The 21,925-nt window shown below is 71.2% G+C and carries 18 protein-coding genes and 1 pseudogene; 12 read left to right on the forward strand and 7 right to left on the reverse strand.

The features are described 5' to 3' along the window. Nucleotides 1-559 precede the first annotated feature (559 nt). The 3 genes from AC3EUJ_RS02800 to AC3EUJ_RS02810 are packed head-to-tail and all read left to right on the forward strand — an operon-like array spanning nt 560 to nt 4,581. Nucleotides 560-2,707, forward strand: a complete 2,148-nt coding sequence (locus tag AC3EUJ_RS02800; RefSeq protein WP_431959254.1) for a helix-turn-helix transcriptional regulator — start codon at nt 560-562, stop codon at nt 2,705-2,707. Nucleotides 2,708-2,710: 3 nt separating this feature from the next. Further along, entirely contained in the window at nt 2,711-3,706 is a 996-nt protein-coding gene (locus tag AC3EUJ_RS02805) for a hypothetical protein (RefSeq protein ID WP_431959255.1), read from the forward strand. Next, entirely contained in the window at nt 3,703-4,581 is an 879-nt protein-coding gene (locus AC3EUJ_RS02810) for a DUF6339 family protein (protein WP_431959257.1), read from the forward strand. The genes AC3EUJ_RS02805 and AC3EUJ_RS02810 overlap by 4 nt, the downstream gene beginning before the upstream one ends. A gap of 17 nt (nt 4,582-4,598) precedes the next feature. Here AC3EUJ_RS02810 and AC3EUJ_RS02815 read toward each other — a convergent pair whose 3' ends face one another. Genes AC3EUJ_RS02815 through AC3EUJ_RS02825 form a run of 3 tightly spaced genes read right to left on the reverse strand, consistent with a single transcriptional unit; the run spans nt 4,599 to nt 7,365 of the window. After that, nucleotides 4,599-5,960: a DNA cytosine methyltransferase gene (locus tag AC3EUJ_RS02815; protein WP_431959259.1), complete on the reverse strand. Its 1,362-nt coding sequence runs from the start codon at nt 5,958-5,960 to the stop codon at nt 4,599-4,601. A gap of 11 nt (nt 5,961-5,971) precedes the next feature. Further along, a complete protein-coding gene (locus tag AC3EUJ_RS02820; RefSeq protein WP_431959260.1) occupies nt 5,972-6,967 on the reverse strand; it encodes a DNA cytosine methyltransferase in 996 nt (331 codons plus the stop codon). Next, complete coding sequence (locus AC3EUJ_RS02825; RefSeq protein ID WP_431959261.1) at nt 6,964-7,365, reverse strand: very short patch repair endonuclease; 402 nt, start codon at nt 7,363-7,365, stop codon at nt 6,964-6,966. Before AC3EUJ_RS02825 ends, AC3EUJ_RS02820 begins: the two co-directional genes overlap by 4 nt. A 970-nt stretch (nt 7,366-8,335) precedes the next feature. Here AC3EUJ_RS02825 and gdhA point away from each other — a divergent pair. Beyond that, entirely contained in the window at nt 8,336-9,682 is a 1,347-nt protein-coding gene (gdhA, locus tag AC3EUJ_RS02830) for an NADP-specific glutamate dehydrogenase (protein WP_431959262.1), read from the forward strand. Between the two features lie 70 nt (nt 9,683-9,752). On the opposite strand, the gene AC3EUJ_RS02835 is transcribed toward gdhA, so the two are convergent. Then, entirely contained in the window at nt 9,753-10,283 is a 531-nt protein-coding gene (locus AC3EUJ_RS02835; RefSeq protein ID WP_431959263.1) for a TerD family protein, read from the reverse strand. A gap of 223 nt (nt 10,284-10,506) precedes the next feature. Between AC3EUJ_RS02835 and AC3EUJ_RS02840 the strand changes: the two genes are divergently transcribed. The 6 genes and pseudogenes from AC3EUJ_RS02840 to AC3EUJ_RS02865 all read left to right on the forward strand — a co-directional run. Next, entirely contained in the window at nt 10,507-11,040 is a 534-nt protein-coding gene (locus AC3EUJ_RS02840; RefSeq protein WP_431959264.1) for a SigE family RNA polymerase sigma factor, read from the forward strand. Then, complete coding sequence (locus AC3EUJ_RS02845; RefSeq protein ID WP_431959265.1) at nt 11,024-11,848, forward strand: hypothetical protein; 825 nt, start codon at nt 11,024-11,026, stop codon at nt 11,846-11,848. Before AC3EUJ_RS02840 ends, AC3EUJ_RS02845 begins: the two co-directional genes overlap by 17 nt. Nucleotides 11,849-11,917: 69 nt before the next feature. After that, entirely contained in the window at nt 11,918-12,121 is a 204-nt protein-coding gene (locus tag AC3EUJ_RS02850; RefSeq protein WP_431959266.1) for a hypothetical protein, read from the forward strand. 313 nt (nt 12,122-12,434) lie between these two features. Then, on the forward strand, nt 12,435-13,610 hold the full coding sequence (gene rho / locus AC3EUJ_RS02855; protein ID WP_431959267.1) for a transcription termination factor Rho: 1,176 nt from the start codon (nt 12,435-12,437) through the stop codon (nt 13,608-13,610). 37 nt (nt 13,611-13,647) lie between these two features. Beyond that, nucleotides 13,648-14,313, forward strand: a complete 666-nt coding sequence (locus tag AC3EUJ_RS02860; protein WP_431959268.1) for a histone deacetylase — start codon at nt 13,648-13,650, stop codon at nt 14,311-14,313. Between the two features lie 104 nt (nt 14,314-14,417). Further along, a pseudogene (locus AC3EUJ_RS02865) lies at nt 14,418-14,714 on the forward strand (STAS domain-containing protein); the annotation flags it as partial. A 9-nt stretch (nt 14,715-14,723) separates the two neighbouring features. On the opposite strand, the gene AC3EUJ_RS02870 reads toward AC3EUJ_RS02865, so the two are convergent. Next, nucleotides 14,724-15,710 (reverse strand): sigma-70 family RNA polymerase sigma factor, encoded by a 987-nt coding sequence (locus AC3EUJ_RS02870; protein WP_431959269.1) that lies wholly within the window; start codon nt 15,708-15,710, stop codon nt 14,724-14,726. Nucleotides 15,711-15,805: 95 nt separating this feature from the next. Here AC3EUJ_RS02870 and AC3EUJ_RS02875 point away from each other — a divergent pair, with 95 nt between their 5' ends. Beyond that, nucleotides 15,806-16,210, forward strand: coding sequence for a VOC family protein (locus tag AC3EUJ_RS02875; RefSeq protein WP_431959270.1), 405 nt, complete (start codon nt 15,806-15,808; stop codon nt 16,208-16,210). An 81-nt stretch (nt 16,211-16,291) separates the two neighbouring features. On the opposite strand, the gene AC3EUJ_RS02880 is transcribed toward AC3EUJ_RS02875, so the two are convergent. Continuing rightward, a complete protein-coding gene (locus tag AC3EUJ_RS02880) occupies nt 16,292-18,739 on the reverse strand; it encodes a SpoIIE family protein phosphatase (RefSeq protein WP_431959271.1) in 2,448 nt (815 codons plus the stop codon). A 115-nt stretch (nt 18,740-18,854) separates the two neighbouring features. Further along, complete coding sequence (locus AC3EUJ_RS02885; RefSeq protein ID WP_431959272.1) at nt 18,855-19,634, reverse strand: SDR family NAD(P)-dependent oxidoreductase; 780 nt, start codon at nt 19,632-19,634, stop codon at nt 18,855-18,857. Nucleotides 19,635-20,368: 734 nt separating this feature from the next. Here AC3EUJ_RS02885 and AC3EUJ_RS02890 point away from each other — a divergent pair. Further along, nucleotides 20,369-21,922, forward strand: coding sequence for a sensor histidine kinase (locus tag AC3EUJ_RS02890; RefSeq protein WP_431959591.1), 1,554 nt, complete (start codon nt 20,369-20,371; stop codon nt 21,920-21,922). Nucleotides 21,923-21,925: the final 3 nt, after the last annotated feature.

The following is a 21,925-nucleotide window of genomic DNA, read 5'->3' on the forward strand; positions in this document are numbered from 1 at the left end:
CTCAGTCATCCGGTCTACCCCCTGTCAGGTCGCGTCGCGCAGCCGCACAGGGGTGAATTTGGGCACGCGCCCCCTGTGAAAACGAAATGGGATAAGTTGACGCCTTGGGTGACTCTTTCCCCCGGGATTAAGCTAGCGGATGGAGGTCTCGTGCAGCCAGTCCTTTTCAGGAGGGCTTTCTTCGTGGAACTCCGTGGAGGTGTCGGGTGTCACGAGGTTCTGAAATTGGTCACACTTCTCCTGAAGCCGCACGCCTTCCCGATTTCGGAATCGCGAGCGAGACGGAGTTCCCGTCGTCGGGTGACGTTACGTGGCTCGTCAGCCGAAGGTCAACCTCCAACTGCCCCATGATGAAAGTGAGTTGGAGGGCTCCGCTTGCGAGGTGTCGCAGACGGGGCGAAACGGGGTCATTCGAGGCAGGTTTTTTGAGACCGGACTGAAGTCGTCTGAGCGATCGGACTCAATCAACTGCTGGTTGACGTTGCGGCACTTGTCAAAATAGCCTCATGGCCCACACCGTGCGATCGGCATGGGACTCTCAGGAAAGAGCAGGCGGCGCGTGGAGACAGGTGAGGAGTTCGGGCCGTGGTTGGCCCGACAGCTCAAGCTTGCAGGGAAGACGCAGGCTGAACTGGCCGACGAGCTCGAGCTGACCCGGGCCGCTGTGTCCGCGTGGATCACCGGCCGGTCGACGCCTCGCCCGACCGTCATGGCGGACATCGCCAAGGCGCTCGGCACGGATCTGGGCACGGTGCACACCCGGACCACCGACACCCAGGCCGGCCTCCCGGTCACCTGGTACCACCGCCCCGGCTACCCCGACGGTGGCCGTGACCTCGGCAATGCCGCCGCCTTCGCCTTCGACGCCGACGTTCAGGTTCTCGCGCGAGAGACGTGCCAGAACAGCCTGGATGAGCGGCTGATCGAGAACGGCCGCCCGGTCAAGGTCCGTTACACGCTGCACGAGCTCACGGGGGAAGCCCTGGACGCCTTCCGTGAGGCGATCCTTTGGAACGATCTCTTTCCGCACTACTCCGCCGTCTCGGAGACCGCCGGTCACCAGAAGGTCGGTCGGGTCGTGGACGCCGGGGTGCGCGACATGTACGAGAAGGGCCGCTTGGTCCTGCTCCGCGTCGACGACTACAACGCCTCCGGGCTCATCGGCGACGACTACGCGGACGGCAAGTTCGCCGCCGTGGTCAGACGCCAATTGGAGAGCCTCAAGTCGGGTCCCGGTGCGGGTGGTTCGTACGGCCTGGGCAAGGCGACTCTATGGGCCACCAGCGCCCTCGGGCTCGTACTCATCAACTCCACCCTCTCCGTGCCTCATGAGGGACGCACTGAGCGCCGTGTCATCGGCCGTCTCGAACTGCCCTGGCGTGAGGTCGATGGCCGGTCGTACGCAGGCCCAGCCTGGTTCGGCCGCCCTGATCCTGACTCGGCCGGCGCCATGGTCGCCCGTTCCTGGTGGGCTGACGAGGAGACCGTGGAGAGGCTGTACCTGACCCGGGAGAACGACGAACCCGGTACATCCTTCCTCATCGTCGGTGCGCACGATGTGGCCGGCCTCGCGGCGAACTCCTCCGATCCCGACGACGGGTTCATCGGCGACGAGGAGGGTGATGCGGACACGCGTGATATCAGCGCGATGCACGCCCGGCTGGTCGAAGCGCTGGGGCGTGACTTCTGGGCCGCGATGACCGGCGGGGGCAGCAAGCTTCCCCTCCTGGAGGTGTCCGTCCGTACTTTTCGGAACGGCGAGGTGGTCGTGGCGGAGCAGCAGGTGGACCCGTCTGTCGAACAGCCCGCTCGGACCCGTGCGCTGAGGGCACACTACGAGGGCACCACGGTGGATCGCCTGACCGAGGCCGGGCAGGTGGCGGCGCGGAGCGTCCCGTTGAAGCTGCCGTTGTCCGGAGGTGCCCATGGGACGCTGGGCACGCACCAAGCGGTCCTGCTCGTCACCGAGGCCGACGGGGACAGGGACGGGGCGAAGAACCGGATGCACTCGTTGCGCGGTAATCGCATGACCGTCAAGAGGAGCGTGGTCCCGAGGCTGCCGATCAGCACCAACCCTTTCCAGGCAGTTCTGCTGGTGGGGGAGGCGGCCGGAGAGACTGCCCCCTTCGCGAAGGAGGCCGAGGAATTCCTACGTGCGGCGGAACCTCCCGAGCATGACCGTTGGGGGCAGACGGAAGAGCTGACACTGCGATGGTCGCCGTCCGCGTACCGGCGGATCAGCGCGCTGACTGCCGAGGCCAACAGTGCGGTGAGGGAACTCGTCGCGCGGCCGAAGCGCAGCAGCGGCGAAGGGGGCGAGGCCCTGCGCAAGGCATTGACCGTGCGACCGAGGCCCAAGGCCAAGACCCCGACCGGCCCGGCGGTTCCGGTCCTGGACGGGCTCGACGCGTCGGTCGGCGACGGCGGGGAGTGGCAGATCACCGGCGAAGTCAGCATCCCGCGTGGCGACGAGATCGTCCCGATGGTGCCGGTGGCGCAGCTGGACGTGCGTTCGGGGGGCCGACCCAGGCTGGACTGGGCCGAACTCGTGGGCGTCGAGGGCTGCGAAGCCGAGGACGGAATGCTGCGTTTCACACCCGGCGTGCGACGTGCGAAGTTCCGAGGAACCACCGACGTCACCAGCCACCCCGTCAGGACCACGCTCACTCGTCTTGTTGTCGAACTCCGCGCCGGCAAGGGGGAGTGACACGTGAAGTTCTACCCGTACAAGCGGCTCAACCGGCCGATCACGCTCAGAGTGACTTCGGTTTCCCTCAAGCTTTCCGACGGAACCCGTGACCAGTTGGAGACCGCCGCGTACTCGACCCAACAGCAGGCTGTCGCGCTCGGAGTCGCGGGCCACACAGACTGGGTGAGCGCCACTGTCGCTCTTTCTGCGACGCTGCCGCCCGGGGCGAACGCGCCGGATGCGCCCTGGGCGGATCTGTGTGTCCTCGCCGTACTGACGGACGGCGAGACCAATGTCCGTACCTCCGCGAGTCTCAGGCTCGACGCTGAGGACGGACGGGACTGGTCCGGCTCGCTGGAGGTGTTCCGCGACGATCACATGGCTCGGGCTTCCCTCGCTGTGTACGCGGTCGGGACGGTGGACGGAGTGCGCGGTCGGTCGATCGCCGAGACCGACCGGAGCTGGGTCATCGACACGGTTTCCGACGAGCCGGTCCGTGGGCTACAGCTAGAGGTCCAAAAGGCATCGTTCAAGAGGAGCTCCCGGGAGTGGCTGCAGGCTTACGCCGACGCGCCCTGGATCGTGGACGCCTCTGCCAGAGTCCCCTCGGTGTTCGTGAACACCGATGTGGAAGGCGTCATCGACCTCTTGGACAGCAATGGTTCGGGTGTGGACAGCAAGGTGCGTGACCTTCTGGTCGCCCAGATGGCCACTGACGTGTGGACCGCGGTGTTTCATGGTGCCATCGGCGATCTGGAGGTAGAACCCGGTGGCGGGCCGGTCTTCCCCACCGACTGGCAGGGCGAGGTGCTGCGGGAGATGCTCCCGGATGTGATTCCCGGTGTCCGTGTCGAGGAGGCCCTACGGCAGGTCCATCGCCGGCGCACCGGCGACTCGGGCTGGGTGGAGCTACAGACGCGTATCCATTACGCGGCAGTCCGCCGCGCCGATGCCACAAAGGCCCTGTCCTTTGTCATCCGCAGTCTGGAACAGATGAACCGCGAGAGTGAGACGTGATCACCCAACCCAACCACGTACCGGAGCGCCTGGGGCTGCTCGCCACCTCCGCTGTCGATCCGTTTCTCACCGAGGAACTGCTCAAAGGGGAACAGGTACACCAAGGCATCGATCTGGCGAAGGTCGTCGAATCGCTCCCCAAGGACGACGCCAGGTGGTGGGCCGAGCCGGTCCGGAGTCTGGTGGAAGACGCCATGTTCGAGTTCCGGGAGGACCGCACCCGAGCGGACGCGTGGCTCGCGCCACGGCTGCACGCCACGCTGCGCCTGACGCGACGAGAAGCGGCGGACAAGCGTCTCTGGAACCACCTCGCCCTGGCTGTGGCCCCGGATTACGTGGTCTGGCGGCACCTGTCGGAGCCGACGGCGACCAGGCCGGAAAGGCGCGTCGCCGCCGAGCGCTTCCGTGGCCCCGCGGATCGTCAGTGTTTCTCCCGCCTGTGGTGGGCGGCCGAACTCTTCAGGAACGGGTCGGACTACGAGCCGGTCGAAATCGCCTGTGGAAATCAGGACCTCATCCACACCGTCCTCCGGAGCGAGCTGATCGATCACCGTCCCACCGCTCAGGCTCTGGTCCGTCTTCTGAAGAGCGGCCAGGTCGCCGGCGGGCGAGAGGTCAACGGTCTCAGTGTCGCGATCAACGCGGCGGGAGCGACCTTGATCTACGACATCCTTGCGCCGGACCAGCCCCGCGACCCCGCCCCTCTGCGGGACTGGATCGCGGAAGCGGAATCGGCGCCACCCGTCGAGCGGTACGAACTCCCGAACGGGCCCGACGAGGACCCTGTCCCGGAGGAATCCGTGGCCGCGCTCACCAGCTACTTCACGGAGCTGTTCGATACCGCGCCGGTCAGGGGCAAGAGGAGCGGGGATTGACCTGGGCTGTGCTCGGACTACTTCGCCGGCGTCTGCTTGCCCTTACGAGGACGCACGGAGGAAGGCGGCGGCACCTGGTCCTCGGGGCGTGGGCACCTGTCGGTGCAGGCGTCGGCGGCTCCGCAGCCGTTGCTGCGCAGCTTGGCTTGCTGTTCCTTCGTGGCCGGCTGCCACGGCTTCCTCAACGCCTCCGGGTCCGGCTCGTGGAGCCCTAGAGCGGCGCTCAGCAGGTGCGCACCGAACAGGGGCGGTACGGCGTTGCCCACCTGCTGGGCCTGCCCCGTACCGGACCACGGATAGTCCGGCGGGAAGCTCTGCAGCATGCCCGCCTCGTTCATGCTGAACCGCGGACCCTCGTAGACGATGTCGTCGTCGAGGTGCTCGAAGACCACGAAGCGGGAGATACGACCGGTGACGGTGGCGGCGGGCTGCTCGTCGGTCCGCACTCCACGCCTTCCCGGGTTCCCGGAACTGCCGTAGTTCGAGCGGACCAGGAAGCGAGTGCGACGGCCCGGATGTGAGCCCACCGGTTCCGCGAGGGCATCCCGCATCGACCTGCAGCGCGGGGGCTCCTCGCCGCTCGTCGATGCGGTGGCGCCCTCGTTGAGTGTCGGCTGATGGACCTGGCCCGCAGCCCGGTCGGGTTCGCTCGTTCCGCTCTTCCAGTTCCATTCCTTCGCTTCATAGGAACGGTGGGTCGCTTCAGGGAGCGAGGGCTCTCCGAGCCCTACACGCCGAGCGATCAGTACCGCGCGGGATCGTGTCTGAGGCACCCCAAAGGTCTCGGTGTCGAGGATGCCGAAGACAACCTTGTATTTGGTTTCATCTGGAAGCCCTATGTCCTCCAAGACCTTGGCGTAGTGCTTCCAGAGCGGGGCCACCGCCGGTACCTGCTCAAGGACGATGACGTCGTACGGGCGGTGCCCCCGGTTCGGGCTCCTGGTCGCCTGGATCGCGTATCGGAGAGGCTCGAGGACCAATGCAGTGCGCGGATCGGGGAGGGATTTCAGTTCCTCGTCGATCTTCTGGTCGGGCTCGCCTGCCATCAGCCGGTCGATGTACTTTTTGACCCGGTCCAAGGCCTGGCGTCCGGCGCCGTGTCCGGCCACAGAGTACGTCTGGCACGGAGGGCCACCGGCGAGCACGTTGATCTCCGGCGGCAGGGACTCGAAGGAATCCCTGCGTACCGCGCTCACGTCGGCGTGAAGGGTGTCCAGCCCGGCCGCGTATCGCGTGAGGCACGCACTTCTGTCCCACTCGATACCGAGACTGGGGATGTCGAACGCGTGCCCAGCGACATCCAGCCCTCCGGGTCCTGCGAAGAGGTCCAGGACAAAGGGGTTGTGGAGGATGGGCTGGTGGTGCGCCGAGCTGGTCATGTGGCCGAAGTCTAGCCGGCTGCGCGGACGCCCGGATCCGCGCTCAACGCTTCAGCGACGGCTCGGCCCAGCGCCTCTCCGACCGGCGGCGGGGTGGCGTGCCCGATCTGACGGTATCGGGCGGTCTTCAGGCCGGAGATCCGCCACTCTTCGGGGAAGCCTTGGAGCAGGGCGGTCTGGTCCACCGTGATCCTCACCAGTCCCTCGTCCCCGAGTGACGGATCCCACGTGAAGTCGGGGCCCGGCGGCTCGTTCCCGAATGACTTCGTGTAGACCCCCATGCGCCGCCACTTGGCCTTTGTGCCGCTCGGCCCGAAGTCAGGACCTCCGTGTGTCTTGGATCCGCCCACCAAGGTTGGGGCCACCCCCGTTGCCTGGGCCCCCCAACGGTCGGCGTCCGGCCAGCCGCGGGAGCGCATCGACGGTGCCAGCGCCTGTCCGACCGATACGTGCTTGTGGAGGCTGGGGCGGGGCGGGCGGAAGACGCTCGCCCACTGCTGCTTCACGGCCACGAGGATGCCTTGCATGCGGTCCTGGGGCACTCCGAAGTCGACAGCGTTCAAGATGAACCAGGTCAGCTCGTAGCCGAGGTGCTTCAGCTCTTCGTGGAGGAAGTCACGTACCGGCGCCAGGGAACCCTGGTCAACGAAGCTCGGCACGTTCTCGATGATCAGTGCCCGTGGTTGGACGGCATGGACCAGGTAGGCGGTCGCTTCGATGAGCCGCAACTCGGTGTCCGACGACTGGCGCGTCACTGTCGCGTTCGACTTCACCCTGGGTAGCCCAGCGGCCAGCAGATCGACGTCGTACACCTCGGGGTGGTCCACGGGGTCGAAGTCGAGAAGGTCGGCTTTCAGCACATTCCAATGCGGCCGGTTGGCTTTGAGCGTGTCGCAGGCAGACGAATCGTTGTCCAGGAGGAGTCGAGGCGTGAAGCCCGCTCGTTCCAACCCCAGCGCGAGTCCACCTGCCCCGGAGCACACGTCGACGAAGCTCAGTCCGCTCAACGATTCCTCCGCAGTCCCCGCTCGACCTTCCGCTGCTCCACCGCCGCCGCGATACGGAGAGCCACGTCATCCGGTGCTTCATGCTCCCAGAAGCGCAGTACCTTCCAACCGGCCACTACGAGGTGTTCCGTGGTCTCCTTGTCACGCGCCATGTTGCGGTCCAACTTCTGCCGCCACTCCTCTGCGTTCGACCTCGGCTGCGTCGCGTGTTCCGGGCAGCTGTGCCAGAAGCATCCGTCGATGAGGACAGCTATTTTGACCGAGGTGAACGCCACGTCGATGCGGCGCCGCGGCATGCCCGGCACCGGGTACTCCACGCGGTAGCGCAGGCCGGCCGCGTGCAGGAGGCGTCGGATGAGCAGTTCGGCGGCCGTGTCCTTGCTCGCCTGCCTGCTCATGCGTGCGGAGATGGAGGGCGACGACGGCTTCATTGTGCTCAATGCAGCTGTGCCTCACGATCGTGGCTCGGTCCCGACAACAGGCGAGTCCGGGGCGGTCGAGCCAGCGGACTACGGCTGTCGTGTCGATTCCATCACGGGCCGAGCGCTGCCGTACCGCACTCCCTGTCAGTTTACGGTGAGACGGTTGCGAAACCAGTGGGCTTGATCGGGTGTGGTTGACGAAGTCGCCTTCACACGAGGGACGCACAGGTGTACCTGTTCCCCCAGCGGGGCTTCGACGCGGCGGTGAGCCGCTTCGGGGTGATGTTCTTCGCCGACCTCGCCGCGCGCTGCGACCCGGCGGACGGTTGGCGTTCGTGTGTCCGCGCGGCCACCGGAGCATGGACCAGACGAAGATCTACCGGGCGATCGGGACCGTGGTCTCCGTACCCGGCCTGACCGGGAACACCGGGCCGGCCTGCTTCGGCGATCCCGTGCACACCGAGCGGATCCTGAACGAGGCGGGCTTCGACCGAGTGTCCTCAACCGCGGCCGACCTCCTCATGGGCTGGGCCCCGTCCGGCACTGGCTGCGCGAGGACGAGGCCGACGAGACGACTCGCTCCCGTGCCCGGGACGGCGCGCTGGAGGCCTTCCGCGGCTTCACGACCGTGGACGGGGGTGTCGTTGCTGACAGCCCGCCTGGGGTTGGTGACCGCCGAACGTCCCGGACGGCCGGCCCGTCGACGTGATCCTCCGGGCGGCGGCCGGCTTGGACGCGTGGGCGTCCGACAACCTCCCGAGCCACCCGGACACGCCGTGCCCTTACCAAAAGGGCGCGGCCCGTTCGGGTGACCCGGGAACTTTCGGGGTGCGGAGTTGCTCCGCCTGACACCTTGCTTTCTTCCATCCGTACTCGTTGACACGGCGACGGCCGGACGCGGCGCCACGGCGGGCGCGTCCGGGACATTGGACGAGGGAAGGCGCGCATGAACGTCAGTGCTCACATCGAGGCCGTCTACGCGGACGTCTGCCGGCGCAATGCCGGCGAGAGGGAGTTCCACCAGGCGGTGGGGGAGGTGCTGCACACGCTGGCGCCGGCGCTGGAGCGGCACCCGGAGTACCTGGACACCCGGATCGCGGAGCGGATGTGCGAGCCGGAACGGCAGGTGATCTTCCGGGTGCCGTGGGTGGACGATCAGGGGCGCGTGCAGGTCAACCGGGGCTTCCGGGTGGAGTTCAGCAGCGCGCTCGGCCCGTACAAGGGGGGCCTGCGCTTCCACCCGAGCGTCGACCTCGGCATCGTGAAGTTCCTCGGCTTCGAGCAGATCTTCAAGAACGCGCTGACCGGGCTGGCCATCGGCGGCGGCAAGGGCGGCTCCGACTTCGACCCCAAGGGCCGCTCCGACGGCGAGGTCATGCGCTTCTGCCAGGCGTTCATGACCGAACTCCACCGGCACCTCGGCGAGCACACCGATGTGCCGGCCGGGGACATCGGCGTGGGCGGCAGGGAGATCGGCTACCTCTTCGGGCAGTACAAGCGGATCACCAACCGTTTCGAGGCGGGGGTCCTGACCGGGAAGGGCGTCGCCTGGGGCGGCTCGCACGCCCGGACCGAGGCGACGGGGTACGGGGCGGTGTACTTCGCGGCCGAGATGCTGGCCACCCGCGGGCAGGGCTTCGAGGGGCGCCGGGCGGTGGTCTCCGGGTCGGGCAACGTCGCCGTCTACGCGATCGAGAAGGTCCGCGCGCTGGGCGGCTCGGTGGTGGCCTGCTCGGACTCCGGCGGCTACATCGTCGACGAGGCCGGCATCGACCTGGAACTGCTGAAGGAGATCAAGGAGGTGCGCAGGGCGCGGCTGTCGGCGTACGCGGAGGCCAGGCCGAACGCGCGGTACTCCGAGCGCGGCTCGGTCTTCGACGTGCCGTGTGATGTGGCGCTGCCCTGCGCCACGCAGAACGAACTGGACGGGCAGGACGCCGGGACGCTGGTGAAGAACGGCGTGCTGGCCGTCGCCGAGGGCGCGAACATGCCCTGCACCCCGGAGGCGATCGAGGTGTTCCGGGAGGCGGACGTGCTCTTCGGTCCGGGCAAGGCCGCCAACGCCGGTGGTGTGGCGACCTCGGCGCTGGAGATGCAGCAGAACGCGTCCCGCGAGCTGTGGACCTTCGAGCGGACCGAGGAGCGGCTCGCGCAGGTGATGCGCGACGTCCACACCCACTGCCGGGCCACCGCCGCGGCTTACGGCGGCACGCCGGACGACTACGTCCTCGGCGCCAACGTCACGGGCTTCCTGCGCGTGGCGGAGGCGATGACGGCGCAGGGCGTCGTCTAGGCGCCGCGCGGTGCGGTGCCCGTGCCCTCCCGCGACGCGCGCGGGAGGGCACGGGCGTGCCCGGCGGCGGTCAGGAGGGGCCGCCGCCCATCACGCGGGCGAAGTCCGCCGGATCGGTGTCGTAGCCGTGGAGGCCGGGGCGGAAGCGCCATTCACCGGCGTCGCCGCGGCGGAACTCGCCCACGGTGGCGGCCGTGGCGCCCGCGACCTCGCCGAGGTCGGAGGCGGCGAGGTCGGTGTGGCCCTCGACCACGCGCACGCCGGTGCCCGCGACGTCGCCGAAGGTCATCCGGCCGTCGCGCTGCTGCACGACCACGCCGACGACGACGCGGTGGTACGCGGCGCCGAGCCGGTCGAGTTCGAGGGTCATGACCTCGTCGAAGCCCAGCCCCTTGCCGGTCTTGCTGTCGCGGTTGAGCGTGATGGTGCCGTCCGGGGAACGGCTGTCGAAGTGGACGAGGTACGCCGGGGTGCCCTGCGGGTCGGCGGCGCTGTAGGTGGCCGCGACGATGTCCAGGTCGCTGGCGGGTGCGCCGAGCGGACTCGGGTCCCATTTGAGCCGGACCTCGACCTTACCGAGGCCCTTGGTGACGCTGCTCACAGGCCGGCTCTCCTCGTCTCCTGCTGGTCGGGTGCGGCTGTCACGGGGAACGCCCTTTCATCTGCGGTCAGTTGACGGACGGCCGCGCGTCGCGCGCCCGTCCGAGGCGGCAACGAACGAGGGCGATCCCGGATTCCTGGCAACCGATCCGGTGTCCCAGGCGGTTCAGGCGGTGTGAGGCTGCTGGGAGCACGGACAGGAACACGATGGCAAGGACACCACGGTGAGGGATGCGGAGACGGACTTCGAGGAGTTCGTCGCCGCGCGCGGGCCGCGGCTGCTGCGGGTCGCCTGGCTGCTGACCGGGGACACGCACCTGGCGGAGGACCTGCTGCAGACGGTCCTGGCCAAGGTGTGGCCGAAGTGGCGGGGCATAGCCGGGGAGAACCCGGAGGCCTACGTGCGCAGGGCGCTGGTGAACACGGCCTCCTCGTGGTGGCAGCGCCGCTGGCGGGGCGAGGTGCCGCACGGCGAGGTGCCGGACACGGCGGTGGCGGCCGCGGCGGACCCGTTCGCCTCGGTCGACCTGGAGCAGTCGCTGGCGGTGCTGATACGCCGGCTGCCCGCACGGCAGCGGGCGGTGGTGGTGCTGCGCTACTTCGAGGACCTGAGCGTCGAGGAGACCGCCGATGTGCTCGGCTGCCGGCCCGGCACGGTCAAGAGCCAGGCGGCCAAGGCGCTGACCATGCTGCGGGGGCAACTCGCGGCGGTGCCGAGCCTGGCGAGGGGTGGTGAGCGGTGTGAACGCGGAGCCTGAGCCGGAGGACGAGTGGGAGCTGAGCGTGCTGCTGGAGCGCGCCGTGCCGCGGCCGCCCGCGCCCCACGACCGGATGGCGCAGGTCAGGCGGCTCGTGCGGCGGCGCAGGCGGCGCCGGGTGGCCGCCGGGGCGGTGGCGGCGGTCGGTGGCGTCACGGCGGCGGTGATGGCCGCCGCGTTGCTGCAGCCCGCGAATCCCGTGACGCCCCGGGGGCAGCGGATCCTGCCGGCCGCGTCCCCGTCCCGCTCGGTGCCGGCTCCGGGGTATCCCCTGCCGGGGCCGACGAGGAGCACGGACCCCGGGTACGAACTGGTCGGCGTGGACGGCCTGTCCGGGCTGAGGCTGAAGATGCGCGGCGAGAACTGGCGGTCCTTCACGACCTCCGGCCCGCGTGGCCTGGTGGTCGGGTTCGTCGGCTCCGGGCCGCTCCACGAGCGCGGCGAGTGCACGAAGCCGGAGATCATCAGCTACTCGGTCTGTCCGCCCGTGGACAAGGTCGCCGAGGAGGGGGTGCTGATCTCCTTCCGGCAGGTGGAGGCGCCGGGGGGCAGCGGCGACCGGCCCGGCCGGTTCATGGTGAAGGGTGTGGTGGCGGCGGGTGAGGGCTGCCGTGCGCTCGGCGGCCAGTGGGAGCTGACGGGCTGGGGGGAGGACCCGGACGCCACGTCCTCCGTCGGCCTGTTGGTCAGCGCCTGTTTCAACCGTCCGGCGAAGGGGACCGTCGACGCGGTCACCGCCAGCCTGAGGACGGCGACGTTCGCCGCGCCGTTTTCTGGCGGCCCGGTAAGCCCGGGCACGCCGGGCTGACCCGCGGGGGACCGGTCCGCCCGCTTTGCGGGGTTCCTCCGACCCGGCACTTGTTCATCGCTCCTTCCCATGGATGAGGTGAAAGGGGCACGGCGGCTGGTGCGCCCGGTGACCGCACAGGGCGACGGTGACCGCCGCGCCCGGGGCGCGCTCGTCCCCGCCGGGGGCGGGGGTCACGACCGCGAGGGCGGCCCGGCGGACCGCGCCGTGCACGCAGGGACGGCCAGCAGCGCGGCCACGGCGGCGGCGATCGGCACGGACTTCATCCGGTGACCGGAACGGCGGCCGGGCGCGGGGCCGTTGGGTGTGCCGTATGCGTACGAAGTGTGACAGGTCCGCGACATTGGGGCGGTTCGCGCTCCGGAGTCGCGGTGCTACAGTGCGAAGAGCACGGCTGTGCGCCCCTCTTCGGCGCCGGTGCTCCCCCGCGTGGCCGTCCTGCGGTCCGCTCCCGCAGTCCGCTGCGGCGTTCCCTTCCGCCCGCGCCCCGCGTCGGCGATCTCCCGAGGCTTCCGCCTCCTCTGCCGCGCGTCCCGACGGCCGGCCCGTTCCGCCGCCGTACGCGCCCTTCTCCCGAGGACCACGTATGCCCACAGCTCCCACCACCCCCACCCCCACCCTCAGCCCTGCCCCCGCCCCCGCCCCCGCTTCCTCCCCCTCGGGCGAACGGCTCGTCGCCGTCGCCGGCGTCCTCGACGTCGAGGACGGACGAGGATTCCTGCGCACCGCCGGCTACGCGCAGGGTCCGCACGACGTCCCGGTGCCGCAGGAGGTGATCAGGCGGTACGGGCTGCGCAAGGGCGACGCCGTCGAAGGCCTGGCCACGGCCGGCCGCTCCCGTGCCCTCGTACGGGCCGATCAGGTCGGCGGGCAGCCAGCCGGCCTGGCCCGCGGGCGGCGGCACTTCGCGGACCTGACCCCGCTCCACCCGTCCGAGCGGCTGCGCCTGGAGTGCCCGAAGGGCGGTCTGACCACCCGCGTCATGGATCTGCTGGCCCCCGTCGGCAAGGGCCAGCGTGGGCTGATCGTCGCACCGCCGAAAGCCGGCAAGACCATGCTGCTGCGGCGGCTGGCGCACGCCGTCGCGGACAACCACCCCGAGTGCCACCTGATGGTGGTGCTCCTGGACGAACGGCCGGAGGAGGTCACCGACCTGCGGCGGTCGGTGCGGGGCGAGGTCGTCGCCTCGACCTTCGACCGGACGCCCAGGCAGCACATCGCCGTCGCCGAACTGGCCGTCGAGCGGGCCAAGCGGCTGGTCGAGACCGGCCGGGACGTGGTCGTCCTGCTGGACTCCCTCACCCGGCTGTGCCGGGCGCACAACAACGCGGCGTCCTCGGGCGGCCGGACGCTGTCCGGCGGTGTCGACGCGGCGGCGCTGCTCGGCCCGAAGCGGCTGTTCGGCGCTGCGCGGCTCGCGGAGGAGGGCGGTTCGCTGACCATCCTGGCCACCGCGCTGGTCGACACCGGATCGCGGGCCGACGACTACTTCTTCGAGGAGCTGAAGAGCACCGGCAACATGGAGTTGCGCCTGGACCGCGGGCTCGCCGACCGCCGGGTCTTCCCGGCGGTGGACGTGGCCCCGTCGGGGACCCGGCGCGAGGAGCTGCTGCTCAGCCCTGCCGAGCTGACCGCCGCCCGTGGCCTGCGGCGGGCGTTGCGTGGTGCGGGGGGCTTGGAGACGTTGCTGGAGCGGCTGCGGGCGACGCCGGACAACGCCGCGTTCCTGCGGCAGATCCGCGGCACGGTCCCGGCCGCCTGAGCCCGCGGTGCCGGCCGGGGAGCCGCATCATGGAGTGGTGACCACACCGCGGTGCGTGGGACCCCGGGGCGGCGGCCGGCGGGACCGGCCGCCCGGCTTCGTCTGGTACGGGGCCTACGGCTCCAACACCCACCTCGCGCGCCTCGACAGCTATCTCGCCGGCGGGGCGCCGCCCGGGGGCGGCCGGGAGTACCCGGGCTGCCGGGACGCGCGGCCGCCGCCGCGGTCGGTGCCGCTGGAGCTGCCGGGGCGGATGTACTTCGCGACGCGGTCGCCGGTCTGGTCGGGCGGCCGGGCCTTCTACGACCGCGACGCGCCGGGGGGCGGGGTGCGCGCCCGCGCCCATCTGCTGACGATCGATCAGTTCTCGGACATCGCCGCCCAGGAGATGTACCGGTCGCCGGGTACCGACCTCGATTTCGGCGAGGTGCTCCGGTACGGCAGGGCCCGGGTGGGCGACGGGCGCTACGAGACGCTGCTGTACCCCGGGGACGTGGACGGGCACCCCGTGCTCACCTTCACCGCGCCCTGGGGCTGCGGCGGGACCGAGCACGTCAGGCCGTCCGGGATCTACCTGCGGCACATCGCCGAGGGCCTGGCCGAGACGGGCGCCTGGGACCTGCCCGGCATCGCGGCCTACCTCGCGCGGTGCGCGGACGGGGCCTGGACCCCCCGGGAGATCACGGCGCTGCTCCGACGGTGACGCACCGCGCCGATGGATTACGGCGGCACTGCCGGTCCTAGGGATGTACGGGCACGCACGAGAGCCCGTACGCCCATGCCCGCAACCCCTTCCGGGAGGTCGCCATGGCCCGGCCCGCGCCGCCCCCACCCGCCTCCCGACCGGGCGGTGGGCCCGCCGTGCTCGTCCTGACCGGCAGGCTCGACCGCGCCGGGATCCCGCCGCTGACCGAGCGGCTGCGGGCGCTGCTGGCCGAGCGGGGCGGCACGGTGCTGTGCGACGTGGGCGGGCTCGACGGTGTCCCGGACGTCGTGCTGGTCGACGCCCTCGCGCGGCTGCAGCTCACCGCCCGGCGCCACGGCGGCCGCATCCGGCTTCGGGGCGCCGGCGGCGCCCTGCGGGAACTGCTCGCGCTCACGGGACTGGGCGGGCTAACGGGCCTGGGGCCCGAGGCGCGCGGGGAGGCCGAACAGCGGGAAGAGCCGTTCGGTGTCGAGGAAGGAGTTGAGCCCGGTGATCCGGCCGTCCGATATCTCGATGACCTGCAGCGCCCACGGTTCGTGCCCCCCGCCGGGGGCGGGCCGGTACTGCCCGAAGCCCGGGGTGCCGTTGGCCGTGACGGGGACGAGCCGTGAACCGCGGCAGCCGGAGCCGAGCCCGAGCATCCAGGCCCTGATGTCCGCGGGCCCGCGCAGCCACAGGCCGAAGGGCGGCATGGACAGCGTGGCGTCCTCGTGGAGCAGTGAGGTGAGGGCCTCCAGGTCGTAGGACTCGAAGGCGGCGACGTAGCGGCCGAGCAGGGCGCGCTGCCCCTCGTCGAGCGGACGGGCCGGGTCGGTCACGGCGGGGCCGGCGGCGGCGAGGGCGGCGCGGGCCCGCTGCAGCGCGCTGTTGACCGAGGCGACGGTGGTGTCGAGCAGTTCGGCGACCTCGGCGGCCTTCCAGGCCAGCACCTCCCGCAGGATGAGCACGGCCCGCTGACGCGGCGCGAGGTGCTGCAGGGCGGCCACGAACGCCAGGCGCACGCTCTCGCGCTGGTCGGCGAGGTCGGCTGGGTCGCCCGTCTCGGGCAGGACGCGGTCGTCGGGCGCAGGGGAGATCCAGGTGCTCTCCGGCAGGGTGCCGGGCAGCGGGCCGTCGGCGGTGCCGGGCGAGGCCAGGTCCATCGGGCGGGCGCGGCGCCCGGTGCCGCCCAGGATGTCCAGGCACGCGTTGGTGGCGATGCGGTACAGCCAGGAGCGGAGGCTGGAGCGGCCCTCGAAACGGTCGTACGCCCGCCAGGCCCGCACCATCGTGTCCTGGACGGCGTCCTCCGCCTCGAACGCCGAGCCCAGCATCCGGTAGCAGTAGCCGGTCAGCTCCGCGCGATAACGCTCCAGCTCCTGTGCCACATCCGGGGGTGCAGCGAGATCGCTCATGGTTCTCCTCCGCCTTCCGATGAGTTCCGGAGTGCCCACGGGTCTACTTCAGCACAGACCACTGACAGAGAGCCCGGAACGGAACGAGGCGGACCATGCCGACCCAGATCTTCGTCAACCTTCCCGTACAGGACCTGCCCAGGGCGAAGGCGTTCTTCGGCGGCCTCGGCTTCTCCTTCGACGACCGGTTCACCGACGACAACGCCGCGTGCCTGGTGATCGGCGAGGGCATCTTCGCGATGCTGCTGGTCGAGCCCTTCTTCCGGCAGTTCACCAAGAAGGAGGTCGCCGACGCCACGAAGACCACCGAGTCCATCCACTGCCTGGGCGTCGAGTCGCGGGAGCGCGTGGACGAGCTGGTCGACACGGCCCTGGCCACCGGCGGGTCGCCCTCGAACGAGCCCATGGACCAGGGGCCGATGTACGGCCGCAGCTTCCAGGACCCGGACGGCCACCTGTGGGAGGTCGTGTACATGGACCCGGCGGCACTCGAGGGCTGACCGCCGGACTTCGGCCGGGGGCGGGCGGGCCGCTGCCTCGGCCGTGAGCTCCGCGGCCCACCCGCTGCGGGCGACGGACGTTCAGTCCCGGCCGATGTCCGGTATCTCCTGCTCCGCCCAGATGACCTTGCCGTCGGCGGTGTAGCGGGTGCCCCACCGGCGGGACAGCTGGGCGACGAGGAAGAGCCCGCGGCCGCCCTCGTCGGTGGTCCTGGCGTGCCGCAGCCTCGGCACGGTGTTGCTGCCGTCGTAGACCTCGCAGATGAGGACCGACTGCCGGATCAGCCGCAGCCGGATCGGCCCCGAGGCGTGCCGGATGGCGTTGGTGACCAGCTCGCTGACGATCAGCTCGGTGATCATCAGCAGCTCCTCCAGCCCCCACTCGGTGAGTCGGCGCGCGGCCAGCGCCCGGGCCTCGCTGACGACCGCCGGGTCGAGCGGCAGGTCCCAGGCGACGAACCGGTCGGCGGTGAGCGCGTGCGTGCGGGCGATCAGCAGCGCGACGTCGTCGGCGGGCGGACCGGGCAGCAGCCGCTCCAGTACGGCCGAGCAGAGCTCCTGCAGCGGCAGTTCGGGGTGCGCCAGGGCGTGCGTGAGCCGCCCCAGGCCGACGTCGATGTCCTCGCCGGAGGTCTCGATCAGGCCGTCGGTGTAGAGGGCGACGATGCTGCCCTCGGCGAGTTCGAGTTCGGCGGACTCGAAGGGCATGGCGCCCAGGCCGAGCGGCGGCCCGGCGGGCAGCTCGGCGAAGGTGACCCGGCCGGAGGGGTCGACGACCGCCGGCGGCGGGTGCCCGGCGCGGGCCGTCGTCAGCCGCCGGGTCGCCGGGTCGTAGACGGCGTACAGGCAGGTGGCGCCGGTGACGGCGGCGGCGACGGACGGGTCGGCGGTCTCCTCCTCGGTGAGCCGCATGACCAGGTCGTCCAGGTGCGCCAGCAGTTCGTCGGGCGGCAGATCCATGTCGGCGAGGGTGTGGACGGCCGTTCGCAGCCGCCCCATGGTCGCCGCCGCGGTGAGCCCGTGCCCGACGACGTCCCCGACCACCAGCGCGATCCGCGCCCCGGACAGCGGGATGACGTCGAACCAGTCGCCGCCCACGCCGTCCTGGATGTCGGTGGGCAGGTAGCGGGAGGCGACCTCCAGTGCCGTGCCGCCGGCCAGCGTCTGCGGCAGCAGGCTGCGCTGCAGGGTGAGTGCCGCCTCGTGCTCGCGGGTCCAGCGCCGGGCGTTGTCCACGCACACCGCGGCGCGGGCGGTGAGTTCCTCGGCGAGCAGCAGGTCGTCCTGTTCGAAGGAGCCGGGTCTGCGGTGCCGGACGAAGGTCACCACGCCGAGTACGGTGCCCCTGGCCCGCAGCGGCACCCACATCACCGACCGCATTCCGAATTCGCGGATCTTGGCCGCGCGGGCCGGGTCCTTGGTGAGCCAGGACGCCCGGTCGATGGCGATGTCGGCCTCCATCTCGGACCGGCCGGAGGCCATGCAGCGCACGTGCGGCGAGGTGACGCCGACGTTGATCCGCTCGCCGAGCGCGACGATCGACTCCGGGGTGCCCGGGTGCACCGAGCGCATCGCGGCACGGCACAGCGGCACCTCGCCCAGAGCGCCGCCGGTCGGCGGCTCGGCACCGCGCAGCACCGGCTCCAGCAGGTCGACGGTGACGAAGTCGGCGAGCCGCGGGACCGACACGTCGGCCAGTTCCTGGGCGGTGCGGGTGACGTCCAGGGTGCTGCCGATGCAGGCCCCGGCCTCGTTGAGCAGCGCGAGCCGGGCCCGGGCCCGCCACCGGTCGGTGACGTCCATGGCCATGTAGCAGACGCCCAGCATCCGGCCCTCGGCGTCGTCCAGGCGGTAGAAGGAGGTGGAGAAGGACCGCTCGCGATAGGGGGCGGCGAGCGTCCAGCCCTGGAACTCGTGGTCGATCGCGGGCTCACCGGTCAGCAGCACCTCGCGCATGATGGCCTCCAGCGCCCCGGTGTCCATCCCGGGCAGGGCGTCGGCCATGCGCATGCCGATGCGGTGCTCGCGCGGCACGCCGCCGAAGCGTTCCAGGGTGTCGTTGAGCCACACGTAGCGCAGATCGGGGTTGAGGACCGCCATGCCGATCGGGGACCGGCTGAGGAAGCTCTCCAGGATGGCGCTGCTCACCGCCCACGACGGGGTCCTGGCCAGGTCGATCGCGGACACCAGCCAGCGCTCCGCGCCGTCGGGGGCCGTCAGCGCGGACACCCGCAGGCCGAGCTCGATCCGCCGCCCGTCACGGTGCCGGGCGGCCACCAGACCGCCCCAGATGTCCTGGTCCTGCCACTGGGCGGCCATTTTCGCGGCCCCGGCGCCCTGCTCCGGCGAGGCGAGCAGCAGCGCGGCGGGGCGGTGCATCACCTCCGCGGCCGGATGGCCCAGCAGGTGCTCCGCGGCGGCCGTCCATCCGACGATGGTCCCTTTGCCGTCGATCAGCGCCGACGCGGCATAGGCCAGGTCGAACGGCGCCTTGGCCGGCGCCGCCGCGCTTCCCTCCGGCATGACCATCAGGGACGTCCCATTTCCGCTGATACGTGTCTTTCATGCTAGGGCGTCCCGTACGCGGTGGCTCCTCGCGGTGGCTCCTCGCGGTGGACCGGCTCTGGTCCGGCTCCGCGGCCGCTCAGGGCAGGGGCCGTGCGGGGCCGGGTGGTGGCGTCGGGCGCAGGGCGTGCAGGCCGCCGTCCACGGGGAGTGCGGTGCCGGTGACGGCCGCCGCGGAGGGCCCGGCGAGGTAGGCGACGGCATCTGCGACCTGCTGGGCGGTGACCAGGCGCCCGCTGGGCTGGCGGGCCTGGAGCGCGGCCCGCTCGGCTGCCGGGTCGGGGGCGGCCGCGATCAGCCGCTCCACCCAGGGGGTGTCGACGGTGCCGGGGGTGACGCAGTTGACCCGCACGCCCTCGGGCAGGTGGTCGGCGGCCATGGCCAGGGTGAGCGCGAGGACGGCGCCCTCGCTCGCCGCGTAGAGCGCCTGACGCGGCAGCCCGGCGGTGGCCGTGACCGAGGAGATGTTGACGATCGACGCGTAGGGGGAGCGGCGCAGGTACGGCAGCGCCGCCCGGCTCGCCCGGACCACGCCCAGGAGGTTGACCTCCAGCACCCGGCGCCACTCGCCGTCCGGGTTCTCCTCCACGGTGCCGACCGCCCCGGTCCCCGCGTTGTTGACCAGGATGTCCAGCCCGCCCAGGTCCTCCACGGCGCGGCCGACCGCCCAGCGCACGGACGTGTCGTCGGCCATGTCGGCGGCGAGCGCGTGCACGTGCCCAGGAGCCCGGCCGGGCGCCTGGTCCAGCACGGCGACCCGTGCGCCGCGTGCCGCCAGGGTCTCCGCCGTGGCGAGCCCGATCCCCGTGGCGCCGCCGGTGACGATCGCGGCGAGCCCCTGCAGCTCCCGGGCGGTCATCGGGCGGTCCCGGTCCCCGCGCGCGTGACATTGCTCCCCGCACGGGCCGGGCGCAAGTCCCCATCACTCTTACGAGTGAAGCGAATTTTTGAGCCCCTCCCGGGCTCCGCGGCCCGGGCGCAGCGCGCGCGGTCGGAGGGGGCCCGTCCGGGCCTTCCCGCCGTGCCGTCGGGGGTCCCGCCGACCCGCCCGGGGGCGGCCCGGGGAGCCAGCCGCTCTGATGGAGCCCCGCCGCCCTCCGCGACACCCGTCCCCGCCGCCCGCCGCCTCCCGCGTCCCGGCCCGGTACGCACCCCGCGGGGGGCGAGTGACATGGGGAAGCGGGGTTCCGGAGTCCTCGCGGGAGCGGCCCGCCCAGCGTGTTCCTGCTCGCTCATGAGGGCCTCCCGGGACACGGGGACCGGCGTTGCCGCCGATCGAGCCATCCGTGGTCAAACAGTTTATATCGGTCATTGCTCATGATCGAATCGTGGGCGCACAGATGGTGAGGGAGTGCCCGGGAGGGGTTTGCGCCGACGCGTGGAAACCGATAACCATACGTCAATCGGCATGTGCCAAGGGCATCGTGATGCGGCATCAGCCATGAACGGAAGCGGCTATGCTACTTGCGGCTCAGCGTGTTGTAGCAATTACGCCAGGTCAGGCGAAGCCTCCTGGTCCTCGACTCCGCTGACGCCGCAATCCGCTGCTCGTGCCGTGTTCGTTCCATGACTAGCGATCACCTGAGGATGCTGATGGTTCGTGCTGGATCGTCCCCCGGAGACCACCGGCCCACCGCCACGTCCGCGTGGTTATTCCCGGTCGTCATAGTCGCGGCGGTCGCGACCGTCGCGGTCTGGACCGTCCCCTCGTCCGCCAGGGTGGCCGTCCTGTGGTGCGGTGTGACCGCCACGGTGGCCGTCGCCGTCCTCGCCGTCGAGGTCGCCCGCCGAGGGCACCTGAACGCGGAACTCCGTGCCGAGGTGGCCCGCCACGAGGCCGAACTGAAGTACCGGCTGGCCCAGCAGGAGGCCGAGACCGTACGCCTCGCCAAGGAGCAGTTGCCCGACGCCATGGCGCGGCTCCAGCGCGGTGAGTTCCTCGAGGACGTGCTCAAGGGCGTCGACACCCGTACCGAGGGCCTCACCGCCGAGTTCCGCAGCGCGCACCAGGCCGTTCTCCACTCCGTCCTCACGGCCGTTTCCGCCGAGGAGGACATCCGGGAGTCCTCGCAGCGCGCCTTCGTGAACATCGCGCGCCGCGTGCAGGCCATCGTCCACCAGCAGGCGAGTGCCCTGCGGGAGATGGAGGACCGGCACGGCCAGAGCCCGGAGGTCTTCGGCGATCTGCTCCGCCTCGACCACGGCACCGCCCTGATCGGCCGTCTCGCCGACAGCATCGCGGTCCTCGGCGGTGCCCGCCCCGGACGCCAGTGGAGCAAGGCCGTCCCGCTCTTCAGCGTGCTGCGTGGCGCGATGTCGCGGATCACCGACTACCAGCGGGTCGAGCTGCACTCGGTCTCCGAGGTCGCGATCGTCGGCCCCGCGGTCGAGCCGCTGATCCACGCGGTCGCCGAACTGCTCGACAACGCCACCCGTTACTCCCCGCCGCAGACCCGGGTGCACCTGACCGCGGTCGAGGTGCAGTCCGGCATCGCGATCGAGATCGAGGACGGCGGCGTCAGCCTGAGCGAGGAGGCCCGGCAGCGGGCCGAGCAGATGCTCGCCCAGGCGCAGGCAGGCATGGACCTCAACGGCCTCGGTGAGACGCCCCGCCTGGGCCTCGCCGTCGTGGGCCGTCTGTCGAAGGCCTACGGATTCCAGGTCTCGCTGCGGACCTCCGCCTACGGCGGTGTGCGCGCGGTCCTGATCGTCCCGCAGGACCTGATCACCACCACCACGAACGCGACGGGTCTGGCGCACGGCATCGGTGCCGCCTCCGGTCCGCGGTCCGTCCCGGCGCCCCGCGCCGGCGCCGCTTCCGGTTCCGGTTCCGACGCCAAGCGGATCTCGGGGCCCCAGGCCTCGGCCCCCGTGATGGCCGACATGGCGGACGACATCCCCGTCGTCCACGAGCGCACCTCGAACGGGCTGCCCCAGCGGCGTCGGCGTACCCCGCCCGCCGCGGCCGCTCCCGCGGGCTCTGCGTCCGCTGCCGGTTCCGTCACTGCTTCCCGTGCCAAACCACCGGCCCAGGAGCCGGTGCAGCCCGGCATGTGGTTGGCCGCCTTCCAGAGCGGCGTGTCAGGAGAGACGCCCGCTGCCGCTCCCGTCAGCAACAGTGACGAGTCGTTAGATAAGGGTGAGTAGCCG

The sequence above is a fragment of the Actinacidiphila sp. bgisy160 genome (genome assembly GCF_057707815.1).

What these genes read in the sequence shown, in the direction of transcription:
- AC3EUJ_RS02890 (WP_431959591.1), top strand. Translation starts at nt 20,369, where the DNA reads ATGGTTCGTGCTGGATCGTCCCCCGGAGACCACCGGCCCACCGCCACG.
- rho (WP_431959267.1), top strand. Translation starts at nt 12,435, where the DNA reads ATGCCCACAGCTCCCACCACCCCCACCCCCACCCTCAGCCCTGCCCCC.
- AC3EUJ_RS02825 (WP_431959261.1), bottom strand. Translation starts at nt 7,365, where the DNA reads ATGAGCAGGCAGGCGAGCAAGGACACGGCCGCCGAACTGCTCATCCGA.
- gdhA (WP_431959262.1), top strand. Translation starts at nt 8,336, where the DNA reads ATGAACGTCAGTGCTCACATCGAGGCCGTCTACGCGGACGTCTGCCGG.
- AC3EUJ_RS02875 (WP_431959270.1), top strand. Translation starts at nt 15,806, where the DNA reads ATGCCGACCCAGATCTTCGTCAACCTTCCCGTACAGGACCTGCCCAGG.
- AC3EUJ_RS02885 (WP_431959272.1), bottom strand. Translation starts at nt 19,634, where the DNA reads ATGACCGCCCGGGAGCTGCAGGGGCTCGCCGCGATCGTCACCGGCGGC.
- AC3EUJ_RS02850 (WP_431959266.1), top strand. Translation starts at nt 11,918, where the DNA reads ATGGATGAGGTGAAAGGGGCACGGCGGCTGGTGCGCCCGGTGACCGCA.
- AC3EUJ_RS02815 (WP_431959259.1), bottom strand. Translation starts at nt 5,960, where the DNA reads ATGACCAGCTCGGCGCACCACCAGCCCATCCTCCACAACCCCTTTGTC.
- AC3EUJ_RS02880 (WP_431959271.1), bottom strand. Translation starts at nt 18,739, where the DNA reads ATGGTCATGCCGGAGGGAAGCGCGGCGGCGCCGGCCAAGGCGCCGTTC.
- AC3EUJ_RS02870 (WP_431959269.1), bottom strand. Translation starts at nt 15,710, where the DNA reads ATGAGCGATCTCGCTGCACCCCCGGATGTGGCACAGGAGCTGGAGCGT.